Raw genomic sequence first — 23,874 nt, forward strand, 5'->3', positions numbered from 1 at the left:
ATTAAGACTCCTTTCTTTTGTATCGACGCATTCCTTGTCTCGCAACAATAATTTGCTTTATCTTTTCAACAAAGGAATCTTTCTTTAAAATTAAAAATGCACCATAAACAACTATGCCTACAACAACTTGCAAAACCATTGTATACATTAATCCTATTCGGAAGTACGAAATGGCTATCTCTCCTAAAAACGCAACTCCACTTGCCAATACATACGGCCTCATTTTCTTGATTGTCTGTTTTACATCGAAAAATGATCTAGCAAAATAAGCCTGTAGTATACACAACACCATTGTAAATATAAGATAAGCAATAGATGTTCCTATGCTTTTCAAGTGAGGAATCAAAATAAGGTTCGTGATAAAGCTGCACACAGAAGCAATTAATACGGAACTCGTATAGGCTTTATTTTTCCCCGAAGTGATAAGTACTTGAATCCCAAAAACCCCTGCCAAGCCAGAAAAGAATAAACTCGGAGCTAGTATTTGTAAATTAATGACTGAGGCCTGAAAATCTTGACCTAAAAACCAAGGTATAAAGGACGGGGCTATCGCAATTAATCCTGTTACGATAGGTAAAGTACTGAATGACACATATTGAACAGAAAAATAAAATGAACTTTCAAAGCTTTCTCTGCTCCTAGAATTGTATTGTTTAACCATTCGCGGGCTCATTACAGTTGAAAGAGCTGTTACAAAGACAACGAACAACGTAATTAGCTTGAATGATTGGTTGTAAAACCCTACATCTACTTCAGCGGCAACATTACCTAGAATAACTTTATTTAACGCTGTCGGAATGAGTGTTAGAATTGGAACAACAGCAAAAATTAATATAGGAAAAATATGTTTTTTTACTAATTGAAAGCTAATACTGAAACCTCGTAATTGTTTTAAAAGTGGAATCCACGTAACTAATTGTCCCAGCAATAAAGATAAAGCATTGATAAGAATATATATTGATAAATCGTCTGGTTCTTTCACTAGCATAAAAATTCCTATAATCGACACAATGCGGACAACCATATTACGAATCATAATGTTTTTCATATTTTCTTGCCCCGTAAAGAACCATGTCACATCTAATACATACGCCAGAATCGTTAGACTGTTTATCAAAAATAATTGTGTATAGCTTGTACTTAAAAACGCAAAGACCAGATAAACAACTAGTACTAATGTTGAAAACACAAATTGTATTGTGTATAAACTGAAAAATTCTGTTTTCAGGTTACGTTTATCTATAACGGCGGCAATTTCTTTCCTTCCATAGTCACCAATGCCTAGCGAAGCAAACGCAATAAAAAGCTGCACTACTGAACCTACATAAGCTTCTATACCTATATTTTCTGGTTGTAATACTCGGATAACATAGGGCATGGTAAATATGGGTGTAATAATGAGTAACGTTTGATAAAGCAAAACGAAAATATAATTAACGGTTATTTTTTTATTCATTTTTTATACTGCGTCCTTACCAATTAGAACCTGTTTTATGGTGAGAAAAATAATCAATAAATCCAGCTTCATACTAAATTTTTCTACATAATAATAATCTAACTTCATCTTTTGACCATGATTCATATTGCTGCGTCCGTTGACTTGAGCCCATCCCGTTATTCCTGGCTGTACTGCTAGCCTTTTCTTTTGACTAGGAGAATAGCATTTCGTTATATCCAATATTTCGGGTCTTGGTCCCACTATGCTCATCTCACCTCTTAGAACATTCCAGAGTTGTGGAAGTTCATCTAAACTAAATTTACGAATGAACGCACCTATTTTAGAAACATTAGGTTGATCTCCTGAAATAGACTTAAAAACAAAGTCATCTGGAACCCCGTTCTCCCAATCATAAATAGTGCTCTGTTTAGGGCTAACTATAGCATCGCTACGCATAGAGCGGAATTTATAGATTTGAAATGGTTGTTCAAATTTACCTGCTCGAGTTTGAGTAAAAATCACCTTCTCTTTTGGTGAATCAAATTTTACAAGTATGGCAGTAAATAAGAAAAACGGTGATAAGACTATAAGCCCAATAAGTGACAAGCATACATCTAATAATCTTTTTTCTTTTTGTTTTAAATTACTTAAGTGCTCAACTGTTTTATATGCCATGAAATCCCTTCCTATCTTATTGTTTTCACTGATCCCCCTGTACGCAAATGCTTAAAAAATCCATTCCATACGTAACAAGGAAAATAAATTAACGATTGTAAAAAAGATAATTTTTGATTCTCTCTATAAACTAACCAAATTTGTTTAGCCATGTGTAATTTGTTATTTGACAGAGAAGAGGTGTTACCTTTTCGGTAATAGGCAAGCGATTCTGTAAGTCCTGCCACTTTATGACCTTCTCTTAATATAGAAAGCCATGTTGCAGTATCTTCCGCTCCCCCTAAATTTGGCATTTCTATTTTTCCTGTTTTCTCTATATCAATAATCACCGTAAGACAACCAATAATCGTATTCTTGAGTAGTTGTCTGTACGAAATGTTCTCTGGAATAGTCACACGCCCGGTGACCTTTTCACCCGCAGCATCCATCACTTCATAAGCTGTATAGCTAAGTGCTAGTTCCCTATCTTCCATAAATTGAATTTGTTTCTCCAACTTATCAACTTTCCACAAGTCATCACTATCTAAAAAAGCGACATATTTTCCTAAAGCTTGTTTAAGCCCCTGGTTTCTTGCGGCTGCTACACCAACATTTTCTTTCAATTCAATTACCTTCACTCGTTCGTCTTGGTAGCCCCTCACAAGATTTACTGTTTGATCTTGTGAACAATCATCAATAACTAATAACTCAAAATTTTGATAGGTTTGGAGCATGACGCTATTTATGGAAGACTCGATATGTTCTTCTGCATTGTGTGCCGGCATAATAATACTAACTAGTACCAAAATCTGATTCTCCTTTATTAAAGTAATAAATATTCAGCATGCTTATAGCAAGACCGATTCCCAAACTAAGGTGACGCTTATCAATTGAATTACTGAGTCCAATACTTGCTGAGAAAAAGCTCATTAAGACTAATAGAACAACAATACCCACTAGATTAAAGCCATTTTCTAAAATATACTTTACACCATAAAAAAGAATAAGCCCGAAAAATATAAGTAAAGGAATGAATGTAAGCAACCCACCGTTTGCCAAAGCCTCTAACCAGTAGTTATGCGCTGAAAAATAATTGTCTTCCCACCGTTCATAGCCATACATGTAATAGTCTAGTTTTACTGGCAGAATCCCTGCCCCCATGCCATTGAATTTCGATTCCTTTATTAATTTCCAAGATAATTTATACATCTCCATGCGGTCGCTTGTTGACCCTCCTTTTTCATTAAAAGCTTTCGAAATGATAGATATAATCTTACTAATAAAGTCAGAGCGAGAGAATGTAAGTAACAACATCCCTGCCATTAACCCAACATAAATGCTTATTAGTGACCACACTTTCGACCATGCAAGCAAGAAAATAAATAGTTCAGCTAAAATAATTACCATTGAAAGTCGTGAATAGGTCATAATGACAAGATATAGTGCAAGCGACGACACTAAAACAATGGATGTAATTCGTAGCCAACTCATTTTAATCCGCGTGAGGGTGAAAATTACGAATGGTAATAGTATTGTGATTTCGGAGGCAAAATCATTTGTATTTAGTAAAAATCCTGTAGGTTGAAATTGACTGGTTGTAGTTTCATAATAGTAGCTTCCGGAACGCGATAAATGAATTCCTGTTAATACTTCAAAGATTCCCAAACCTAAAATACCAATGTAGACAATTGTTAACAAGTTACTAAACAGATGGAACCTTTTAGTATCATTAATGTAATACACACAGAGAAAGATGACATACAACCACTCAAACGTAAAATATAAGTACCGAATACTTAAACTCATATCTGGTGTCCAAAACAGCGTAATTGTCATGCCCGAAAGAAACAATACAAAGGCTATAAAAAACCATTTTACATATTTCAATCGTTGCCAATCTTTTTTTTGCGTCACACAAAATAAGATAAAGTGTACAGGAATTAGAAGTCGAAACAAAAAAATATTCTCACTACCGGGGATCCCTAAATAAGACCCAAAAAAACCAGCAAATAATATAACAAAACTTAAAACATTTGTTATTTTGTCATAATTGATTTTGAAAACCACAGGAATAACAAGTAAAAATAACAGCGAAATTAAATATCCATATGGCATGAAAATACAAATCTCTAAAATTACAATTGCTGCGATAATAAATAGCAACAGCATTAAATGAAATTTATTTTTCCATAAATTAGTAGTAAGCATAGGTGCTTTTATCTTTCTTGTTATATTGGTGACCGTTTAATATCGCTCCAATTAATGGCGTTCCTGAACTATCTACATATGCTTTAATTTCTTCAATTTCTCCAATTTTCGTAACGCCCTCTCGCACTACGAATACTACACCATCGCAGAGAGAGGCGATAATCCGGCCATCAGCTAGAACACGAATAGGAGGTGTATCAATTAAAATAATGTCATACATATCGTCAAGTTTTTCCAGTAACCCTCTAAAACCCTCTGAACTTATAATTTCAAGCGGATTAGGAGGCAAAGGACCTGTTGGCATAAAATGAAAATCATCTTCAATGTCAAAAATACTTTGGCTTAGCAAATCAGGATTTTGCATAACCGTCATCAGTCCATTATTTCTATCAAATGATAGTTGACGTGTCAGACGAGGTCTATGCAAATCCATATCCATTAGGAGTACTTTTTTCCCTTGTCTTGCTATTTCTTGGGCTATATTACTTATACAAAAAGTCTTTCCTTCACCTTTGTTAGCAGAAGTAAACATTATACGTTTATGCTTTTTTTGAGCTAAAAACGAGAGTTGTAAACTTACTTGAATAGCCCGAATCTTTTCGGCCTCAAACGTCTTCTCTCCCCGTTTATAAAGCAATAATTTCTCTTTAGGCTTAAAAACATTTAGGTCACCTTTTGGATTTATAGGATGTAGTTTAATTTTTTGGTTGAACATTAGTTATCTATCCCTTCTATATACGGTATATCCCCAAGGAAAGTTATTTCTAAATCCGTTAAGGCTTCTTTATGGCGGATGACACTGTCATAACTAATTTGAAGTAAAACTACGACAACGGCTAAACCTAAACCGAGCCCAGCTGCCAAAATATATTTAGTGACATTAGTAACGGTTTGCGCTGTATCAGCTTTTTCTAAGATGATGATATTAGTACCATTAAAAAGCTTTGGAAAATCTTTCTGCGCAACTTCGGCTATACCATTTGCAATTTTTTGAGCCACTTTTGGATCACCATCAGTAACACTAATTGTGTAAACCAATGAATTTGTATTACTTTTAATAGTGATTTTATCTGCTAATTCCGCAGTAGAGATATCCCATTTATTCATCTTAATGACTTCTTGCAATGTACGACTACTCGCAATTGTTGTGCTATACGTATCAGCTAACTGAATAGAGGATCTTACATTATCTGACGTTTGAGATGCATTTTCAGTATTTGCTGGTGTAGCTAATAATTGTGTAGAAGTTGAATAAGTAGGTTTCACTAAAAAATGCGTAGTTAAAAATGTTAAAGCAACTAAAACTAGGGGGATGATAATAAACCAGAACCACAATTTTTTTAAACTGTCGAAGAACTGATTAATCGATTTTACATGTATCATTTTCTTAATTCTCCATCTCTTTATATTGATAAACATTTACCAATAATTTTTTCGCTTCCATCTCCCAGTTATAGTTCATCTCATAAGCATGACGGCCATTCAAACCTTCTTGCAAATATTTTTCTCTATTTTCAGCTCGTTTTTCTACAATGTTCACTAGTTTTTTAATATTGAACGGTGAACTAGTTTCTCCGCATTGATGTTTTTCTATAAAACTTTCCCAGTCTGGCAAATTAGTAGCCAAAATCGGTAAGGAAGCTGCCATATATTCATATAATTTTGTTGCCATCGAATTTCTATGATTCGGAATGTCATGTAATAGGCATAGTCCTAAATCAGCTGTACTGTATGCTTTCCAAATCTCTGGATAGGGAACTCGACCATACAACGTTACTACTTTTTCTAAATTGCATTTTTTTAAATATTCTTTAATTTCCATCTGTAGACTTTTAGTTATTGGACCCAATAACTCCAAACGATACTTGCTTGGAGATCCATTTTCCAAAGCATTCATAAGTTTTAACATCTCCCAAATTCCTCGCTCAGCGGTTATACTTCCTACATAAATCAATGTAAACGGCTTTATATCAATCTTTTTTCCTATCCGCTCAACATACACCGGAAAGTTATAAACAGAAGTGACACGCCTCTCTTCTAGATGAACGTAGTCATCACGATAAGATGCTTCAGCTAAAATGATATGATCACAGTAGCTCATGGTATATTTTTCCATGCCTAAAACCAGCTTTTTTAAAGGCTTTCTCAAAAAAGCAGGTATCCAGCTTTTTGTTTCAATATCTTTAGGGAAGTTTTCATGCATATCATAAATGAACTTTGAACCCATGGGTTTAACTTTCTTTAACTTTGGAAAAAGTATGAGCAGTTCGGGATCATGGATGTGATAATATTTAGCATCAGATTGCTTCGCCGCTTTATACAGCCTACGCCACCTAAAAACACGTGATAATTTCGATTTGCTTTCTGGTAAAACATGAATATTAATTCCCGGATATGTTTGCAATTGCATCCCATTATCAATTGCAAAGAAATCAACTTCAAATCCAGCTTTTGCTAAAGATAGTGCTTCTTTATAAAAAATCCGCGTATCATTCCAAACATGAACCGAACTGAACATCATTACTTTATTTTCTTTAACCATTCATTTTTCCCTTCCCTTTTTATTTAGAAACTGAGCCCAACTTCCATTCGATTTTCACATTATTATCATTGTTGATGGGGCTATATACTAGTGTATAGTTATCTGTTTGATTTTCAGGGATTGCAAAGTATGCATTACCAGTTAATTCTTTACCTGCTTCAATCATTTCTCCAAAGCTATCGTGGTAGCCGTAAGTCTTGATTTTATCGCCACTTCCAGTTTGTAAATAGAAGTCCCCTGCACCAACACCAAAGCTCATGTTCGTTTTATTTTTGATATTCATTTCGATAACTGTTAACTTTTTACCTTTTTCATTAAAAGTATCATCTTGTTTGTAAGTAAATTTCTTAGGCGTCATTTCAATGTCTTGCATAACTTTTGTTTTATTTAATTCTGAAGCGCTTTTTTCTGTAGTCTTTTTGCTTGTAGAAGTTGTTTTTGCATCAGCTGTTTTATCAGTTGCTGAATCACTGCTATTATTAGTAGAACTGCATCCTACTACTGTCACTGCTAGCATCGCTACTACCATTGTTGTAAATAAAAATTTTAAAACTTTTTTCATTTTATTCCTTCCTCACTCATTAAAAATATCCTCCCTTCTTCTTTTAGAAAGAAGAAGGGATTCTATTATAAATTATTTTGTTTCTTTAACTGTTGCACGAGCTAATTCTTTACCATTTGAAGTTTGTCCAGACACTTCAAGTTTACGCCCTGTATAATCTGCCGCATAAACTTTGAATGTACCATTTTGTAGATCAACCTGACCGTTACGTGTTTCTTTGCCATCTACGAACAATACTACTTTTTGGATTCCACCATCAAATGAACCAATAACACAGCCTTCATTCGCTGTTGCTACGAAATCTTTAGCAGTAATTGTCGATTTTTGGATAACATTAACTTTTTGTTTATACTCAATGCCACCTACTGTTGTCAAAACATACACATCTTGATCAACACTTGTTACAATGTCTTGTGCCCAGATTTCAAACGTTTTATCCGCAGTGTTTACTTGACCATTTCTACGTTGACCATCGACAATTAGCTCAATCTTCGTTACACCAGTACCTTCATAACTACCTGTAACTAAGCCTTCACCAATAGTATAATCTAATGGTTTCAACACTACTTCTTCACCTAAAACTGTGCTTGTTGCTTCACTTGTAGTCCAGTTTTCATCTTTAGCAACTACTTTAAAGGCATTACCAATAACATTCATATTTTTATTGTCGTTCACATAAATTGCATATGTTCCGTCTGCTTTCACTGGAACTTGTTTGATGAATTGATTATCTTTGTCGTATGCAGTTACATATTGCGCACCAACAGCAGTACCTGTCACAGTGCCTGTCCCAACATAATAAGGATCAATTGTTGGTTTTGCAAGATTTTTACGTTCTCTTACCGTATCACGATTAGAGCCTTTTCCACCGTGTCCATCAGATGCTTCAACTGTGAAATAGTTACCCACTGTATGCATTAATTCATTATCATTGACATATACGGAGTATGTTCCGTCTTCATTAACTGGAACTTCACGGATTTTTTTACCTTCGTGGTCATATACAGTAATTGTAGTTGCACCTTTTGGAGCTGTACCTTTTACATAACCTGCATTTACAAGATACGGATTGATAGTTGGCGCACCAAGTTTTCTTGGTAATACAACAGAGTTTTCAGAGCTTTCACTTGAACCTGCTTTTGCTACAACCGTAAATACATTCCCTACATTATGCATTTTATCGCTATTGTTTACATATGCACTATATGTGCCGTCTTCGTTAACTGGTACTTTATTAATTGGATTTCCTGAAGTATCAGCAGAATCATAAATCCAAATTTCTGTTGCGCCTTCTGGAGCTGTACCTGTAACAAATCCATCATTCACAATATAATCATCAATAGTTGGTTTTTCTAAATTTACTACTTCTTCAGTAACGATTGTAGTATCGCTTGATGATTGATCACCTAAAGTTGCTACAGCTTCTACTACTGTTCCTACTTCTTGTGTAGGAATATCAATACTGAAATTACCATTACTATCAACTTTTCCAGAACCGATAACTTTGTCGCCTACTTTAATTTCAATATCTGCATTTGGTTCAGCTGTACCAGTTGCTTTTGTAGAAGTAGTTGTCAAATCATTAAGAGTTGTTTGAATCATATCTCCTTCGTTAGCACCTGGACGGTTATCCCAAGAGATAGTTTTACTCTTAATTGGAAGTAATGAACCACCGCTCAAAAGACTAGACGATAATCTATCCTTCTTAGTTTCATAACCTTTAACTAAGAATTTATATTTGTTTTTCTTTTCAATTTGTTTTCCAGTATCTTGTTGCCATTTTTGAATATCAAATCTTAAGTCTAGTGTATTCCATAGAGCAGAAAAAGTTCCATCATAATTTGCTGTACGGTAAATTAATGTTTTATTGTCTTTATTGTAAACTATTGCATCATCATATTCTTTGTCTTTCCAAGAATTCAAATATGTGTAATGCTTTTGCGTGTTGTGTTTCACTTCTTTAAGTTGACCACTTTCAATAATATAATAGTTTACATTTTGTGTTGAATATCTTTCACGATTCCAAAGTAACCAACCCTCATCAATCGTTGTTGTTCTAGAAATCGAACTCATTTGAGGACTATCAGAACCTTCTGTACCATCATAAACTAAATAGTCATACCAATCGTCACTATCGAAGAATTCGTAGAATGCTGGATCTAAAGTGATTTCATTGTGCATTCTAATACGTTCAGTAGCTAATGAATCTGAAAAAGCAGTCCATGCAGCTGTGTGTAGGTTTAAATAATTACCATTTAAACTAGTTTTTCCGATGTTTCTAGCTCCATCAAAGCTTGCTGCATAGTAAAGACTTGCTGAACGTGATGATGCATTATTTTCATCTTCTTCTGTTGCTTCTTCATTTTTTATAGCTTGGCTTTTCTCATTTGACTCAGTAGCTGTTGCTTTATTGTCTTCTGCTGATGTTTCTTTTTCGCTAGTAGATCCTTCAGAGACTTGAATGCCGTCATTTGCTGTTGCTTCTTTATCCGCTGTTACTTGGATATTTTCATCTAGAACTTCCTCTGCGCTCGCAGCTAATGGCAATGCTGTTGTGATAACTTGACCTGCAACTAAGAGAATTGCAGTCCCTTTGATTAAACCTTTTTTCATTAATTCTTCTCCTTTGAATGTAAGTTTTTTGTCAGCAATCATTTGTCCAATTAACTCCCAAGATATATCGTCTTGAAGTTATATAGTCAAGATGCAATAATTACCGAATCTTTCTTTTTGAGAACTCTTAGATGTAAACTTATTTTTTGAGTCAGTAAAATGACTTAGTGCTTGAGTTTCCATTTGCTGCAGCAATAACCAATTGGCGACTCAACGTTTATTAGTATAATTCTAAATCTAGTCTCTAAAAAATCAAAAAATCAAATATTAAAAGCAACTTTTTGCGTAAAAAATTTTACTAAGGTTTATAAATCTAATTTGAAGCCTTTGTCATTACCATAAAAAAAATATCAAAACAAACAAAAAGGCACTTTTTATTTCTCGAATTTTGTTTTTTCCCACTTACTCACTATGTTTTAATACATGATACAGCTAATATTTCACGAGGGGGATTTAACATGCTAATTGGATTAGATTTATTTGACGCGAATATCGAACTTGAATGGAATCTATTGGAAATTCTTAGAAAGGAAGATAGGTGGTTTACTACGGAAGAGCTTGCCGCAAAGTTAGAAAAAACACCTGCTTTAATACTTAAATCTATCTCTCTTCTGAAAGATAATCTTGCAGACTTTAACAACAATCGAATTCAACTACATATATCAAAAGGACGAGGAGTCTATCTTGAGATACAAGAGAGCAATATAGATTTTGGGCTTTTTCTAATCTATTTAACTTCAAATACAACGATGTACAAGCTATTTTACAGTATTTTTACTGAGACATTTATTTCAACTAAAAAATTTGCGTACGAAAATTTCCTGAGCGAAACTACCGTTAGAAGGCAGATAACAAAGATGCGTGAAGCTATTACGCCCTATCACCTCTCTTTTACTCGAAGCGAAGTTAATGTTATTGGTGACGAAATTCAAATCCGTTTCTTTATGAATATGGCATTTTGGAGACTGTTTGCGGGAAAAGCATGGCCGTTCTCACAAGTTGATGAGAAACATTTACAATATGTAGTAACTAGACTGCTACAAAAAATAAATCTTGAATTAAATCTTGTACAGAAGCAGCAAATTATCTATTTCCTTGCTATTGGTACTATAAGACGCCGGAATGGGCATTATATTCCTTTTAATCCTAGTTGGGAGGAGCTTCTAACAAACAATAGCGGCTATTCCCTCTTCAAAAAGCATATTTCAGAATTCACACCTACTATTAAATTACACGATGGAGAAATCGCTTTTCTTTACTTCTTGATGATTATCCAAAGTAAGACACCCCAAATCACACCTTTGCTTCTATCAAATTATAGAACCAATCATGTAAACAACTCCCGCTTGTTTCGAGCAAATAAACTTTTCATTGAAAAGTTTGAGGCTGAATTTTCCCCCATTCCCAATGCTAAAAAGAGATTATTTACGTTAACTGCCTTTTCCGACCATTTATTCGCAAGTCTCACAACTAATTTTTCAACAGGAATCAGTGGTTCTAAGTTCTTACCTTATACGCAAAATAAGTTAGTTAATTTGAAAAATAAAATCGATTATCTACTTGATACATTATACGAAGAAAGTCATGACTCTATTTTTCTTGAAAAGAAATATTTAGCACCTAAATATGCCCTTCTTTTAAATTTATTTTCATCCTTACATATTTTCGAACGTGAAATTAAGGTGCGGCTTGAAACAGATATGTCATATATTATGAACAAAAGTATCATTCACGAACTAAAAGCGGCATTTGTAAATAAATTTAATTTGCGTTTTATTGAGGTTGAAAGTGACGAAGAAGCTGACTTGATTTTAACGAATATTCCACTTGAAAGATTGATAAATCATCATGTCCACTCAAAAATTGTTTCTATTCATCGTAAACTAGCGCCCCGTGATTTAACTCTAATCAATTCCGCTTTAGAAAAACTGAACTAAAATCAAAAAAACAACTCCTATAATTGTCTTTTTGACATTTTCTAGACATCTTGCTGTTTTATAATAAAATCTGGAAGAATATTATAGAAGGAGTAAAAAAATGACTTTTATTAACCCTTGGGATGAACGATTCATTTATAAAATTCAGTTCACTCTCCCTAGCCAGCCAGAACGTCTTTTCACTCGAACAATTATAGAAAAAGATTTGTTTGATGAAGAAACAATAACTAAACGATGGCTTCGTGTATTTCCTGAAACCCGCGTTGAAAATGTTTATTTTACAAACGAAGCAATGGAAATGAATGAGCGAAAATATAAAGCCCTTATCAATAAGAAATAATTACTCCCCCCCCTTTTTTTAAGTTTAGAAAGGGGGGATTTTTATAAAAAAACAGTAAGCCTTATTCAGGCTTACTGTTTTTACGCACGTTTTCTCTTAATAATTTGGATAGCTATGGCAATTAAGATTGCACCAAGAATGACTGAAAATCCAATCCAATCTCCTGTGCTCGGAAGCTTATTATTCCCTGATTCATCTGGTTTCCCTGGCTTAGACGGTTCTTTAGTTCCTAAGTCTTTTTCATTGTACTTGACTAATTCAATAACAGTCTCATAGTTACTTTCTGTAATTTCGAAATCAACAGGTTCACTATTAAGAATATATCCATCTTTTGCCTCTGTTTCAATAAATGAATATTTGCCTAGAGCCAGATTTTTAACTTGAATTTTCCCATCATTATCTGTAACGAGATTACTAATTACAACTCTTCCGTCCGCATCCAACAGTTTAAAATGTGTTTTACTTAATGCTTCTTTTGTATCCTTATCGAGCTTCTCAAGCTGAACTGTACCTAACATCTCATCATTCAGCTTAATAAGTTCTATTGTCGTATCGTAATTGTCTTTCGTAATTTCAAACTCAACAGGCTCACTATTTAAAATGTATCCATCTTTTGCCTCAGTTTCAATAAATGAATATTTGCCTAGCTTTAGATTCTCTACAAAAATTTGGCCAAGTTCATTTGTTACTAGGTTCTCTTGTACCACATTGCCCTGTTCGTCCACTAAGTTAAAGCTTACATCACTCAATTCTTTTTTATTCCGGCTATCTTTTTTAGTTAGTTGAACGGATCCGAGCATTTCTGTATTATCAATAGTGATTTCAACCGTTTCACTTTTCTCACTACTAATAGTCACATTATGTGCAGATTCATCCAATACATAGTTATCAGGCGCTTTAGTTTCTATCAATTCATAATTTCCTGGCAAGAGGTTTTCAAATAGATATTCTCCATTCTCATCAGTTGTTCCTGTATAAACCTCTCCGCTTTCAGATTCCAGTTTAAATTCTGCACCTTTTAATTTTTCACCAGTAGCTCCGTCTTGCTTAATGACCTTAAGTGCCCCTTTTATTAATTTATTTTCCTTTTGTAATTCTATAGGGGTAATGCTATTATTTGTCACCTCAAAATTGATAGGTGTACTATCTAGCTCGTAGCCATCCGGCGCCTCTGTTTCAACTAAATAATAGTTTCCTGGCAATAAATCAAGAAAAGTTAATTCTCCATTTTCATTTGTTATACCAGTTTGGATAAGCTGATTATCGCTATTAAACAAGTTGAATTTTGCTCCTGCAAGAAGGTTGCCAGTTTCTCCGACTTTCTTCAAGATGACTGTTCCATCAATTTTCTTTGTGGTTACTGTATTTGAATTATAATTAATTCCATTTAGATTTATTTGTCCCGTATTAGATACACTATCACCTGGATTTAAAGCAGAGGTATTAACTTCAAAACTTACACTTTGGCGTTCACCAATTGGAATATCTTCCTTTACAGTTAGTGTCAGGAGGTTATCTTGCTCTGTAATTTCAAACATCTCACTATTCTCCGTAATCCCAACATACACTAAACGATCATCTAATTTATCCGTGAACGTTTGTCCTGCTTTGATTGTTCCTGTAATAGAAGCGAGTGTCAATGTATAGGTAAGTTTTGTATCGTTCTTAGTTACTACTGTTTTATCCACAGATTTATTTAGGACTTTATTAAAATTATCATTCCCATTAAGTCTAGCTAAAACTGTATCTGATTTTGTGACTTCATCACTAGTAAGCGTAGCTGTGTTCTTATAAATATCTAGATTTTCAGTGACATTAACTTTGTATTCAATCAAATATGAGTCAGCCATACCAACATGATTAAATGTGACTTTTAATTCTTGAGTGTTTGCATTAAATGAAATATTATCTTTAAATTGGCTCGTTACGTATGTTCTTGAATCATCCTCATTAACACGAATAATCCTAATACCATCTACAGTTGATGAATCCGTTGCAATAACCCCATCTGTTAATCGTGGATTTGGATCCACCTGCAAACCTTGCGGGATTGTATCATTAACTGTAACATTGTTTAATTCAGCAGTCTGAAAAGGATTCACTGCTAAATGATATGTGTTATAACGTGATTGCGTCGTATTAAGTAATCCCACACCGTTCGAATCGACAGACCCTTTCCACCATTTCTCAAATGGAGACGGTTCTCCGCCTTCACTTGGCTTAATAGAAACTGTTTTAGAAACCTCTTGCCCATTATATTCTACTTTAAATGTTTGCTCTGGGTTAATTGTCGTATCTGGCCTCATCAACGGAGCTTGGAAAACTATATTAAACGAGGCAGACCATGCACCATTTTCACTAAATTCTGGGTTAGGTCTAACATAAACTACCATATAATCCGAATCGCTTGCTGAAGGGTTTTCTAAACTAACAAATTCAAAGGCACCTTCCTCTGAATGTAAGTCCTCCACATCACCTGCCGAAAATATTTCTCTAGGTATCGATACTGCAATAAGACCATTTTCATCTACAATCGCTCCTGCATCCGCACTTAATGTTACTTGTAAGTTTACTTGCTCTTGACTACCAATCGGATCATTAACATCTAATGAAATCCCTATATTTCCCACTTTATTCTGGAAATCAGCTTCTGTATCATTCTGCGCTGCGATACCAGTCCCTGAAAGAAACGTAGAAAACATAACAAGACACGCTATCACTATCATTGCTATTTTCTTACTCACATTATTCATCTCCTTTTTGTAATTTAACTTTCATCAATTACAATCCTATATATTAATAGAATCAATGTTATTCTATTAAAGTTTCAATACAATTAGGAGCCAAGATTACGCTTTTTAAAAGACGGAATTTGGTTTCTCGCATCAGAATGAATAATGTAAAAAAAAAAGATTTTAGCGATGCTAAAATCTTTTTATGAAACACATTCGTGAAGATTGGCCGGCTTATCCAGGAAATATCCCTGCTGCAAGTTCAAACCGATGCTTTGGAATTCTTCTGACATACTAAAATCCTCAATATTTTCTAATATGAATTGCTTTTTGCTTTGCACGGCAAAATTTTGCCATGCCTCTACAAATAATTTAGCCGTAGATAGTTTAAGATTACGCACTGAAAACTTAAATCCATCAACAACTGGTGTATAATAAGTAGCTCGCTCAAGACTATTAATGCCGCAACTAACATCGTCCAGCAAAATCTTATATCCCATAGATTTTAAAGAGGAGATTTTGCCGTATAAATAGGCATCAATTTCTTTCAATGTAAGGTGATGTTTATGCTCAGGTATTAGCATTAAATCTTCAGTGATTTCAATTGTTATATTATCGGAGTATTTACGTAACCGTTCCAACATTTGTAAAGTTTCAATATAAAAAAATTGTGTAGAATTGATATTTATGGAGACTGGGGCGAAGTTTAAATTTTTCAGTGCTTTTTCGACTTCATTTTGAAACCACTCCACAAAAAACGAATACTTTGTTTCCATAAATTCCTGTTGGAAAATTACTTCTGGAAATCCCCATCTTCCTTTTTCGAATTTTCTTAAAAGCAGCTCATACATGATAATTTCATCTTTGTCTATATCATGAATCTCCTGTACAAATAAACTATAATTTTTAAACATATCTCTACCCTCTTTTCCGTTTGTCTATAGTTTATTCTACAAGCTTTATGTTTAAACCGTAATCAGATTTCCATTTTTCAAACCATGCTTTTTGCAAAATTTCAATTAAAACAGGAAGATACATTTCATTCCTACTTTTAGTGGGTAAACACAATATTAGGGAGGAGTGATTAATTTATGAAAATCGGTATTGAGATATTCGACCAGACTGTGGAAAGTGAATTAGCTGTGCTAAGAATCCTTCGAAGTGAAAATCGTTGGTTTACTACTGAAGAAATTAGCGAGCTTTCAAAACTTAACACTACACAAACACTAAAAATCCTTAAGCGACTGATTAGTGATATGGAAGCTTTTGGAACAGATTATATGGAAGTCTTTTTTTCAAAAGGAAAAGGTGCTAGGTTCGTTACTAAGCGCGCTGATGCCAACCCTCGAAAGTTTCTTATTTTTTTGGTTGAAGAAACTATTGGTTTTAATTTGTTTACAGCTATTTACAATGAAGATTATACCTCTGCATCAAACTTCGCTATGGAGCACTTTGTTAGTGACGCAACTGTTCGGCGTCAACTTAATAAATTCAGAACTTCCATTCAACCTCTTGGACTTGATTTATCGCGGAGTGACGCAATATTAACAGGAGAAGAAACACAAATTAGATTATTTTTAAACATGGCCCTCTGGAAAATTTACGCTGGTGAAGGATGGCCATTTGAAGGGGTCAGCGAACAACGCATGGAATACATCGCAGAAAATATCCTCACTCATTCAGACTTAAACGTTACGCCCATTCAAAAAAGACAGCTCGTTTTCTTGCTTGCAATTGGCATCATTCGGAGAAGAAATAATCATTTTATTGAGTGTAAGGAATCTTGGCACGAATTAATTCAAAATAATGAAAGTTTTACTCATTTTAAAACATTGATATCTCCTTTTGCTTCATTTAGCGAGAGCCATCCTGGGGAAATTGCATTTTTATTTTTCTTACTTATCATTCAAAGCGAAAATATTCAAATTATTAAGTTCCTTGAGAAAAATTTTGAAGAGAATAAAAAAAATAATACCGTAGTCTATAGGGCTACTGAAAAACTTGAGGAAAAGTTACAAAAATATATTGCGCCCGTGCCTGAAGAATTGCACAAGGTATTTTTACTAAATGCCTTTTCCTATCACCTCTTTGCACATATCTTCCATAATTTTTCAACAGATTTAAATGGCTATGACTACTCTATTATCATTGATTCTCCTTTCGGCAACCCTATCCTAACTCACTTGAAAAGCAATATTCAAGAGTTGATTAAAGAACTACGCACAGAAACAAATTTTTCTCTTTTTCAAGAAGAAAATTATTTGATTTCAAAATACGGTCTGCTGTTTAGTCTTCTAAATGCCCAAACTTCTTTTGAACCCTTAATTAAAATAAAAATCTCCACTGATTTACCCTTCCTTGTTAACTTGCGTTTAAAAGAAAGAATTTCAACTGTATTTAAAGATAGCTATAACATTGAATTTCTTGATGCGTCAGAAAGTAATCATGGAGATATTTTATTAACTAATATTACGCTTCCACGAGATGGTCCTGAATATAAACAAGTTCGGATAGCTTTTATAAATCGCATCCTAACTTTTAGAAATATTATCATGCTTAATCAAAACTTATATGAACTTTCACAAGAAAAAAAAGAGGACAAATGACCTCTTCAGATTGAAAAAAATTAGGAACTAATCTATCGTAGGTTAGTTCTTTTTCATATACTTCTTAATTGGCATCGGTCGCCCGTAATAATACCCTTGGAAATAATCGACGCCCATTTCACGTAAAATGGCAATTTCCGCTTCGGTTTCGATTCCTTCGGCGATAATTGGGCAGCCTAGGTCGTGGCTTAGATTGACAATCGCACGCATGATAATTCGCTGGCGCTCGTTCGTTTTAATCAGAGAGATGAAGCTTGGATCGATTTTAATGAAGTCAACTGGTAAGGCGCGCAAATAGGTGAGGGAGCTGTAGCCTTTGCCGAAATCATCGAGGCTAACTGTTGGGCCGAGCGACTTAATTTTCATTAAGTTGTGGCATGCTTCGGTGAGGTGGGTGATTTCTGTGCGTTCGACAATTTCGAGATTAAGTGCCCCGGGGTGTTTCATGGTCAGCCTAATCCGGTCATAGAGCGCATCCATGTAAGCATCGTCGATAACATCACTGGAAATAACATTGACCGAAATCGTATATTTTCCTTCAAAAGCATCAATTTGTTTCATAACAGTGTTTATAACGAAATTTTGCATGGTTCTTTCGGCCTTTTGCTTCGCCACTTCTCTGAAAAAATCAATTGGGGTCAAAATGCCTTTTTCTGTTTGCAGGCGAACTAAAGCTTCGAAGCCAACGATTTTTTCAGTCGTGGCCTCAACTTTGGGCTGATAGTAAACTAAATACTTTTCATTTCGCACGGCTTTCACAATTTCATTCGTTGAAATCTCCACTTCATCGCTTCCTTTCGGTTCTATTCTACTCTAAAAGCTGATTTTATAAAACAAATAACAAAAAATTGACGTAAATGATACATTTTACGGTTGTTGGTTTGATTTTGCTTTGATAAAATAAATTTAAGCGCATTTTTAGTTAGCGCTTACAAATCGCCTAGTGCGGAAAAGGGAGAGTATGATTGTGAAAAAAATAATGAGAAAAGTATCACACGTTTTACTCGCAGCAGGCTTAACACTTAGTTTTAGCTTACCAGTTGCAACTACAAATGCCCATGCGGCAGAAACAACTGTACCTATTCAACTTCTTGGCGTGAATGACTTTCACGGGGCGCTGAATACGACCTCAAAAGATGTGAACGGGGCAGCAATTGGGGGCGCAGATTATCTTTCGGCCAATCTTGATAAGGCGGAAGCTAGTTTTATCGCGGATAACCCGGGCGCATCAGCTGTGAACTCGCTTCGTGTTCAAGCTGGAGACATGGTGGGCGCTAGTCCGGCGGTTTCTGGCTTACTTCAAGATGAGCCGACGATGAAAGTTTTAAATGAAATGAACTTCAAAATTGGCACACTGGGAAATCACGAATTTGACGAAGGGCTCCCTGAATACAAACGGATTTTAGACGGCGTTTCCACTAATAAATTCGGACCGATTGTTGAAAATTATCCGCGTGTTAAAAGCGACATGCAAATTGTTGCCGCGAACGTGGTTAACAAGGGAACCGACACAGTCGCAGAAGGATTTAGTCCCTATGTGATTGAAGAAATTGGCGGCGTAAAAGTTGGCTTCATCGGCATCGTGACGACCGAAATTCCTAATCTTGTTTTAGCCGACTACATAAAAGACTACGACTTCCTAAACGAAGCTGACATAGTCGTAAAATATTCCAAAGTATTGCGGGATCAAGGCGTGAATGCGATTGTCGTGCTCTCTCACGTTCCAGCGCTTACGTCAGGAAATCCGACGAATCAAACGGATCAGACTGTGTCAGGCGACGCGGCGGCGATGATGGAAGCGGTGAACCAGAAGGATGCTAACAACTCAGTCGACATCGTTCTCGCAGGGCATAACCATCAATACACGAACGGCGTTGTTGGGAAAACACGCATCGTACAAAGCTATAACAACGGCAAGGCCTTTTCAAATGTAACAGGTGAACTTGATCCGGCGACGGGCGATTTTGTTAGCACACCAAACGCAAAAATCGAGTACAATTACCGCACGGGCACGCCTGATGCGACGGTTGCAGCCATTACTCAAGATGCTGCTGACCGAATTGCGTCCACCATCACCGAACCAATTGGACATACTGCAAACGGGACCATTTCCCGTGAAACCAATTTGGAGGGCGCAGCAATTGATACGAAAGAATCTGCACTCGGCAATTTAATTACCGATGCCCAGCGCTACATGGCGAAAAAAGCCGGCGTTGATGCCGATTTCGCGATGACAAATAATGGCGGCATTCGCGCTGACCTTATCACAACAGGCAACAATGAAATCACGTGGGGTGCGGCTCAAGCCGTTCAACCATTCGGAAATATTTTGCAAGTCGTCAAATTAAATGGCGCCACCATTCTTGAAGCACTCAACCAGCAGTATGGCAACGGCGAAAAATATTTCCTTCAGATTTCGGGATTAAAATATACGTACACGGATAATGCTGACCTAGACCAAGCTTACCGCGTTGTAAGCGCGACAACAGACGACGGCTCGCCACTTGACCCGAACAAAGAATACACCGTCATCATTAACGACTTCCTCTACGGCGGGGGTGACGGGTTCCAAGCTTTCACAAAAGGGCAACTTGTTTCAGCGATTGACCCCGACACCGAAACATTTATCAACTACATTAAAAATCAAACGGCAGAAGGAAAAGTCATTACAGCCGAAAAAGAAGGCCGTAAGACGTACAAAACAGCAGCGCAACTCGAAGAAGATGCCATTTCTGCTATAAAAAAGGCAACAAAATTCAACACTTTGGCTGAAAAGGATAAAACTTTTTCTGGCGTGACGCTTCCGGGGGCAACTGTCTCCGTCCAAAAAGGCGGTAACGCAAACCTACGTGCGGCAAACGATTTGACGGCGACAGCGGACGCAAATGGCGCCTTCCAAATTGACGTGTCAGCACTCGGCCTCAAAGCTCGCGATACGCTTTCTGTAGTCGTGACAGACACATCTGGCTACAGCACACCGTTTAGCGTGACCGTAGCTGCCGCAGCAACAGACCCTGGTGACGGCGCCATAACACCTACGCCCGAAAACCCAAGCCCAGATGGAACCACCCCAACTGTAACCCCTGACAAAAACCCATCTGGCGACAAAAACACCGTCCAAACGGGCGCAAATGCAGCAAGCAAACCTAGCAAGCTGCCAGAAACAGGTGACCTTGTCGGAATTGCATCGCTTATCGGCCTAATCCTAACTGGCACAGCCGTTTACGCATTGCGTCGCAAGCAATAAACCAAACAAAAAGAAGCCGTCGGGATATATCCCGACGGCTTCTTTTATTTCATTTCAAATTGTAATTCGCGCAGCGCCTGATAAACCGTAGCATAGAATTTCACTTCCTTGCGCCAAGCCTGATTAGAGGACCATTCTTGCACCAACTCCGAATTAAGTCCAGTCACAATCACTTGAATGCCCAAAAGTTGCAATTGCTTGCAAAACGCGTGAATCGCTTGAATAAAGCCATCGTAACCTTTTTGCGTGCCTGTAAAGTCAAACAGCAACGTTTCCACTTCTTTATCGTACAGCCATTGACTGCTTTTCTCACATAATAAATCGAAACTTTCTTCGCGAACATATCCACTCACTGGAAGAATCGCAATTTGTTTACTTAATAAAATAGTCGGCGGTTTTAATAGTTCAATAATTTCTTCATGGCGCTGAACTTCCTCACGCAGACGAACAATATCTGTGACATCTTTTTGCGTGCCGAAATAATAAAGATGCTCATTTTCGTCCCAAATGGGTTGAATCGTCAATTCATTATAGAAGGGTTCACCATTTTTTTTATAGTTTTTCACAATTTCCGTAACGCTCACTTTATTTTTAATCGCTTCAGAAATTCGGTTTAAAGCTTCAGGATTCGTATCTGCTCCTTGTAAATAAGCCCCGTTTTTACCAATTATTTCTTCTTTTGAGTACCCGGTTAATTTTTCAAAAGACTGATTCACAAAAATAAACGGTGTCCCAGAAATTTGAGGATCTGCGATGATGACGGAAGACGGGGATAAGCGCAAAGCTTTATACATAATACTAGCTGGAATTGGATAGTCTTTCATTGGCAAAAGCCCCCTTTCCTACTTACTTTAACTCATTTTTTTACAAAAAGGAATTTTTAACGTAAAAAAGTTATCATTTCCATACTTTATCTAGTTTATCCGCATAAAAAACAATCGCCTTTTTATACGCAATAATGGCTTCATCACTCGACGTTTCGGCCAATAAATGAAGCAGAATTTCCGCACTCTCAGAATGCCTTTCTAAATTGTGTAGCACCATCGCATAAAAAACGCTGAGCGCATAGTTATTTGGAAATTGTTGCCTGCCCTTTCGAATGACCTCTTCCGCGACATCATATTTCCCTAGCGCACGATAAGTACTGCCTAAACCTAAATACGCCTCAGCTAAATCTGCTCCACTTAAGCCATTTTGAATCGCTTTTTCGTAAAAAGCAATCGCCTCTCCTTCTTTTTCTAAAACATCAAAACTCCAAGCAACTTGGTATAAAACGTATGGATTTTCTGGCTCGGTTTCAAGTAGCTTTAGCAGCAACTGATTCGACTTCTTCAAATTACCATTTTCTCTATCCCGTAGCGCCTCTTCTAACAACTTGTTCATATTCCTCACCTTTTTCACACAAATTGACGTTAAAATGCAATTTCCTCAAAGCTACCTTACCCTATTTTTCAACAAAAGTGAACAAATAACTAACAGCCAGACCCTTTTTTGGTCAAAAAAACCTTACGTTCGATTCGGCGTGAACGCAAGGCTTTCAAATTTATTCTTCTACTGCTTCCATAGCATCTTTTGGCGTTCCAAAGAAATAAGTTAAAATGAAACCGCCAATGTAGGCTGAAAGTAGGCCGATGCAATATGCTACCCACATATTATTTGCAATAAGTGGAATAAGCGCGACACCTGATGGTCCAATTGCGATGGCACCTACGTTACCAAACGCACCAATTACGGCACCGCCGATACCGCCGCCTAGACAGGCTGTAATGAACGGGCGTCCAAGTGGTACTGTTACCCCGTAGATAAGGGGTTCGCCAATTCCTAAAACTCCTACTGGTAATCCCCCTTTAATCATATTAACGAGAGGTTTATTTTTGCGGCAACGAATCCAAAGTGCAACGGATGCCCCAACTTGTCCGCCGCCTGCCATTGCAAGGATTGGAAGTAGCAATGTTGCACCTGTTTGAGCAATCATTTCAACATGAATCGGGGTTAACACTTGGTGAAGACCAAGCATGACCATTGGCAAGAACAATGTTCCTAGTACAAATCCGGCAAATACGCCGCCAACTTCGATTGTCCAATTGATACTAGATACTAATCCTTCTGAAATTAGCCCAGCAATTGGCATGATGACGAAGATTGTTATAAGACCAATAACGAGTAAGACGATGGTCGGTGTCACAATAATATCAATCGCATTCGGAATCACTTTACGCAATGCTTTTTCAAGTACACACATTAACCAGACGGCGAATAATACGCCGATAATTCCGCCTTGTCCTGCTACAACAGGGTCACCTGTGAAAATATTTGTAATGACATGACCTTCTGCAAGTCCCATGAGCATTGTCACACCAGCAATTCCCCCACCTAGAACGGGAGTACCGCCGAACTCGTTCGCTGTGTTTATCCCAACATAAATAGATAAGAATGCAAAAATACCTTTATTAATAACGCTTAAAATATCAACGTACTGTGTCCATGTGCCGGCATCTAAGTTCCCAGCGACAATGTTATTTGCTAGAATCGCGGCAATTCCGGCGATAAGTCCGGCACCGACAAAACCTGGAATTAGCGGTACAAAAATATTTGAAATCGATTTCAATAAACGTTTAAAACCAGACGTATTATTTTGTTTCGCTTTCATGTTCGCTTTTGTTGCGGCCGCTTTTTCTTCTACTAACTCTTTACCAGATTTTTTAGCGCCGTCTAAGTTTTCATTAATCATTTCGCCAATTTTAACACCGGCATCTTCGGCCATTGCGGCAGCCACTTTGTTAACGACTCCCGGCCCGACGATAATTTGAAGCGTGTCGTCTTCTACAACACCTAAAACGCCGGGTACTTTTTTCAAATCTTCGAGATTTACTTCTTCTGGATTTCTAATGCCTAAGCGAACACGCGTCATACAGTGCGCGATTCGCGATACATTGTCCATGCCACCTACATTTTCAAAAATCTTTTTACCAATTTCTGCTTCTTTTGACATCTG

The 23,874-nt window shown here is 36.5% G+C and carries 19 protein-coding genes; 4 read left to right on the forward strand and 15 right to left on the reverse strand.

Annotated elements, in window-relative coordinates; genetic code table 11:
• Position 1: 1 nt before the first annotated feature.
• The 9 genes from BN1609_RS09490 to BN1609_RS09530 form a co-directional block, all read right to left on the reverse strand.
• The gene (locus tag BN1609_RS09490; protein ID WP_088810806.1) at positions 2–1,456 is read right to left on the reverse strand and encodes a polysaccharide biosynthesis C-terminal domain-containing protein; all 1,455 of its coding nucleotides are present in this window, start codon (positions 1,454–1,456) and stop codon (positions 2–4) included.
• A 3-nt stretch (positions 1,457–1,459) separates the two neighbouring features.
• Entirely contained in the window at positions 1,460–2,113 is a 654-nt protein-coding gene (locus BN1609_RS09495; RefSeq protein WP_088810807.1) for a sugar transferase, read from the reverse strand.
• A gap of 11 nt (positions 2,114–2,124) precedes the next feature.
• Positions 2,125–2,898, reverse strand: a complete 774-nt coding sequence (locus BN1609_RS09500; protein WP_088810808.1) for a glycosyltransferase family 2 protein — start codon at positions 2,896–2,898, stop codon at positions 2,125–2,127.
• A complete protein-coding gene (locus BN1609_RS09505; RefSeq protein WP_088810809.1) occupies positions 2,885–4,300 on the reverse strand; it encodes an O-antigen ligase in 1,416 nt (471 codons plus the stop codon). Before BN1609_RS09505 ends, BN1609_RS09500 begins: the two co-directional genes overlap by 14 nt.
• A complete protein-coding gene (locus tag BN1609_RS09510; RefSeq protein ID WP_088810810.1) occupies positions 4,287–5,015 on the reverse strand; it encodes a CpsD/CapB family tyrosine-protein kinase in 729 nt (242 codons plus the stop codon). The genes BN1609_RS09505 and BN1609_RS09510 overlap by 14 nt, the downstream gene beginning before the upstream one ends.
• Positions 5,015–5,683, reverse strand: coding sequence for a YveK family protein (locus BN1609_RS09515; protein WP_088810811.1), 669 nt, complete (start codon positions 5,681–5,683; stop codon positions 5,015–5,017). The genes BN1609_RS09510 and BN1609_RS09515 overlap by 1 nt, the downstream gene beginning before the upstream one ends.
• 4 nt (positions 5,684–5,687) lie before the next feature.
• Positions 5,688–6,842 (reverse strand): glycosyltransferase family 4 protein, encoded by a 1,155-nt coding sequence (locus tag BN1609_RS09520; RefSeq protein ID WP_088810812.1) that lies wholly within the window; start codon positions 6,840–6,842, stop codon positions 5,688–5,690.
• Positions 6,843–6,861: 19 nt separating this feature from the next.
• Positions 6,862–7,404, reverse strand: a complete 543-nt coding sequence (locus BN1609_RS09525; protein WP_088810813.1) for a DUF4352 domain-containing protein — start codon at positions 7,402–7,404, stop codon at positions 6,862–6,864.
• A 72-nt stretch (positions 7,405–7,476) separates the two neighbouring features.
• On the reverse strand, positions 7,477–10,059 hold the full coding sequence (locus BN1609_RS09530) for an Ig-like domain-containing protein (RefSeq protein WP_088810814.1): 2,583 nt from the start codon (positions 10,057–10,059) through the stop codon (positions 7,477–7,479).
• A gap of 416 nt (positions 10,060–10,475) precedes the next feature.
• On the opposite strand from BN1609_RS09530, the gene BN1609_RS09535 reads away from it, so the two are divergent.
• Together BN1609_RS09535 and BN1609_RS09540 are read left to right on the forward strand one after the other, a co-directional pair.
• Entirely contained in the window at positions 10,476–11,954 is a 1,479-nt protein-coding gene (locus tag BN1609_RS09535) for a helix-turn-helix domain-containing protein (RefSeq protein WP_088810815.1), read from the forward strand.
• Between the two features lie 100 nt (positions 11,955–12,054).
• Entirely contained in the window at positions 12,055–12,294 is a 240-nt protein-coding gene (locus BN1609_RS09540; RefSeq protein WP_088810816.1) for a hypothetical protein, read from the forward strand.
• A gap of 80 nt (positions 12,295–12,374) precedes the next feature.
• On the opposite strand, the gene BN1609_RS09545 is transcribed toward BN1609_RS09540, so the two are convergent.
• Together BN1609_RS09545 and BN1609_RS09550 are read right to left on the reverse strand one after the other, a co-directional pair.
• On the reverse strand, positions 12,375–15,038 hold the full coding sequence (locus tag BN1609_RS09545) for a collagen binding domain-containing protein (RefSeq protein WP_088810817.1): 2,664 nt from the start codon (positions 15,036–15,038) through the stop codon (positions 12,375–12,377).
• A 191-nt stretch (positions 15,039–15,229) separates the two neighbouring features.
• Complete coding sequence (locus BN1609_RS09550; protein WP_088810818.1) at positions 15,230–15,940, reverse strand: EAL domain-containing protein; 711 nt, start codon at positions 15,938–15,940, stop codon at positions 15,230–15,232.
• A gap of 177 nt (positions 15,941–16,117) precedes the next feature.
• Between BN1609_RS09550 and BN1609_RS09555 the strand changes: the two genes are divergently transcribed.
• Entirely contained in the window at positions 16,118–17,632 is a 1,515-nt protein-coding gene (locus BN1609_RS09555) for a helix-turn-helix domain-containing protein (protein WP_088810819.1), read from the forward strand.
• A 42-nt stretch (positions 17,633–17,674) separates the two neighbouring features.
• Here BN1609_RS09555 and BN1609_RS09560 read toward each other — a convergent pair whose 3' ends face one another.
• Positions 17,675–18,415 (reverse strand): EAL domain-containing protein, encoded by a 741-nt coding sequence (locus BN1609_RS09560; RefSeq protein WP_088815920.1) that lies wholly within the window; start codon positions 18,413–18,415, stop codon positions 17,675–17,677.
• A 178-nt stretch (positions 18,416–18,593) separates the two neighbouring features.
• Here BN1609_RS09560 and BN1609_RS09565 point away from each other — a divergent pair, with 178 nt between their 5' ends.
• On the forward strand, positions 18,594–20,879 hold the full coding sequence (locus tag BN1609_RS09565) for a bifunctional metallophosphatase/5'-nucleotidase (RefSeq protein WP_088840792.1): 2,286 nt from the start codon (positions 18,594–18,596) through the stop codon (positions 20,877–20,879).
• Positions 20,880–20,923: 44 nt separating this feature from the next.
• Here BN1609_RS09565 and BN1609_RS09570 read toward each other — a convergent pair whose 3' ends face one another.
• The 3 genes from BN1609_RS09570 to BN1609_RS09580 form a co-directional block, all read right to left on the reverse strand.
• Positions 20,924–21,703: a PAS domain-containing protein gene (locus BN1609_RS09570; protein WP_088810822.1), complete on the reverse strand. Its 780-nt coding sequence runs from the start codon at positions 21,701–21,703 to the stop codon at positions 20,924–20,926.
• A gap of 73 nt (positions 21,704–21,776) precedes the next feature.
• Positions 21,777–22,262, reverse strand: coding sequence for a tetratricopeptide repeat protein (locus BN1609_RS09575; protein WP_088839204.1), 486 nt, complete (start codon positions 22,260–22,262; stop codon positions 21,777–21,779).
• A 160-nt stretch (positions 22,263–22,422) separates the two neighbouring features.
• Entirely contained in the window at positions 22,423–23,871 is a 1,449-nt protein-coding gene (locus tag BN1609_RS09580) for a PTS transporter subunit EIIC (RefSeq protein WP_088840793.1), read from the reverse strand.
• Between the last annotated feature and the right edge of the window lie 3 nt (positions 23,872–23,874).

The sequence above is a fragment of the Listeria sp. ILCC797 genome (genome assembly GCF_900186185.1).
Lineage (GTDB): Bacteria > Bacillota > Bacilli > Lactobacillales > Listeriaceae > Listeria > Listeria goaensis.

What these genes read in the sequence shown, in the direction of transcription:
- BN1609_RS09535 (WP_088810815.1), top strand. Translation starts at nt 10,476, where the DNA reads ATGCTAATTGGATTAGATTTATTTGACGCGAATATCGAACTTGAATGG.
- BN1609_RS09555 (WP_088810819.1), top strand. Translation starts at nt 16,118, where the DNA reads ATGAAAATCGGTATTGAGATATTCGACCAGACTGTGGAAAGTGAATTA.
- BN1609_RS09565 (WP_088840792.1), top strand. Translation starts at nt 18,594, where the DNA reads ATGATTGTGAAAAAAATAATGAGAAAAGTATCACACGTTTTACTCGCA.
- BN1609_RS09515 (WP_088810811.1), bottom strand. Translation starts at nt 5,683, where the DNA reads ATGATACATGTAAAATCGATTAATCAGTTCTTCGACAGTTTAAAAAAA.
- BN1609_RS09540 (WP_088810816.1), top strand. Translation starts at nt 12,055, where the DNA reads ATGACTTTTATTAACCCTTGGGATGAACGATTCATTTATAAAATTCAG.
- BN1609_RS09520 (WP_088810812.1), bottom strand. Translation starts at nt 6,842, where the DNA reads ATGGTTAAAGAAAATAAAGTAATGATGTTCAGTTCGGTTCATGTTTGG.
- BN1609_RS09550 (WP_088810818.1), bottom strand. Translation starts at nt 15,940, where the DNA reads ATGTTTAAAAATTATAGTTTATTTGTACAGGAGATTCATGATATAGAC.
- BN1609_RS09580 (WP_088840793.1), bottom strand. Translation starts at nt 23,871, where the DNA reads ATGTCAAAAGAAGCAGAAATTGGTAAAAAGATTTTTGAAAATGTAGGT.
- BN1609_RS09495 (WP_088810807.1), bottom strand. Translation starts at nt 2,113, where the DNA reads ATGGCATATAAAACAGTTGAGCACTTAAGTAATTTAAAACAAAAAGAA.
- BN1609_RS09490 (WP_088810806.1), bottom strand. Translation starts at nt 1,456, where the DNA reads ATGAATAAAAAAATAACCGTTAATTATATTTTCGTTTTGCTTTATCAA.
- BN1609_RS09525 (WP_088810813.1), bottom strand. Translation starts at nt 7,404, where the DNA reads ATGAAAAAAGTTTTAAAATTTTTATTTACAACAATGGTAGTAGCGATG.
- BN1609_RS09575 (WP_088839204.1), bottom strand. Translation starts at nt 22,262, where the DNA reads ATGAACAAGTTGTTAGAAGAGGCGCTACGGGATAGAGAAAATGGTAAT.
- BN1609_RS09570 (WP_088810822.1), bottom strand. Translation starts at nt 21,703, where the DNA reads ATGAAAGACTATCCAATTCCAGCTAGTATTATGTATAAAGCTTTGCGC.
- BN1609_RS09510 (WP_088810810.1), bottom strand. Translation starts at nt 5,015, where the DNA reads ATGTTCAACCAAAAAATTAAACTACATCCTATAAATCCAAAAGGTGAC.
- BN1609_RS09505 (WP_088810809.1), bottom strand. Translation starts at nt 4,300, where the DNA reads ATGCTTACTACTAATTTATGGAAAAATAAATTTCATTTAATGCTGTTG.
- BN1609_RS09530 (WP_088810814.1), bottom strand. Translation starts at nt 10,059, where the DNA reads ATGATTGCTGACAAAAAACTTACATTCAAAGGAGAAGAATTAATGAAA.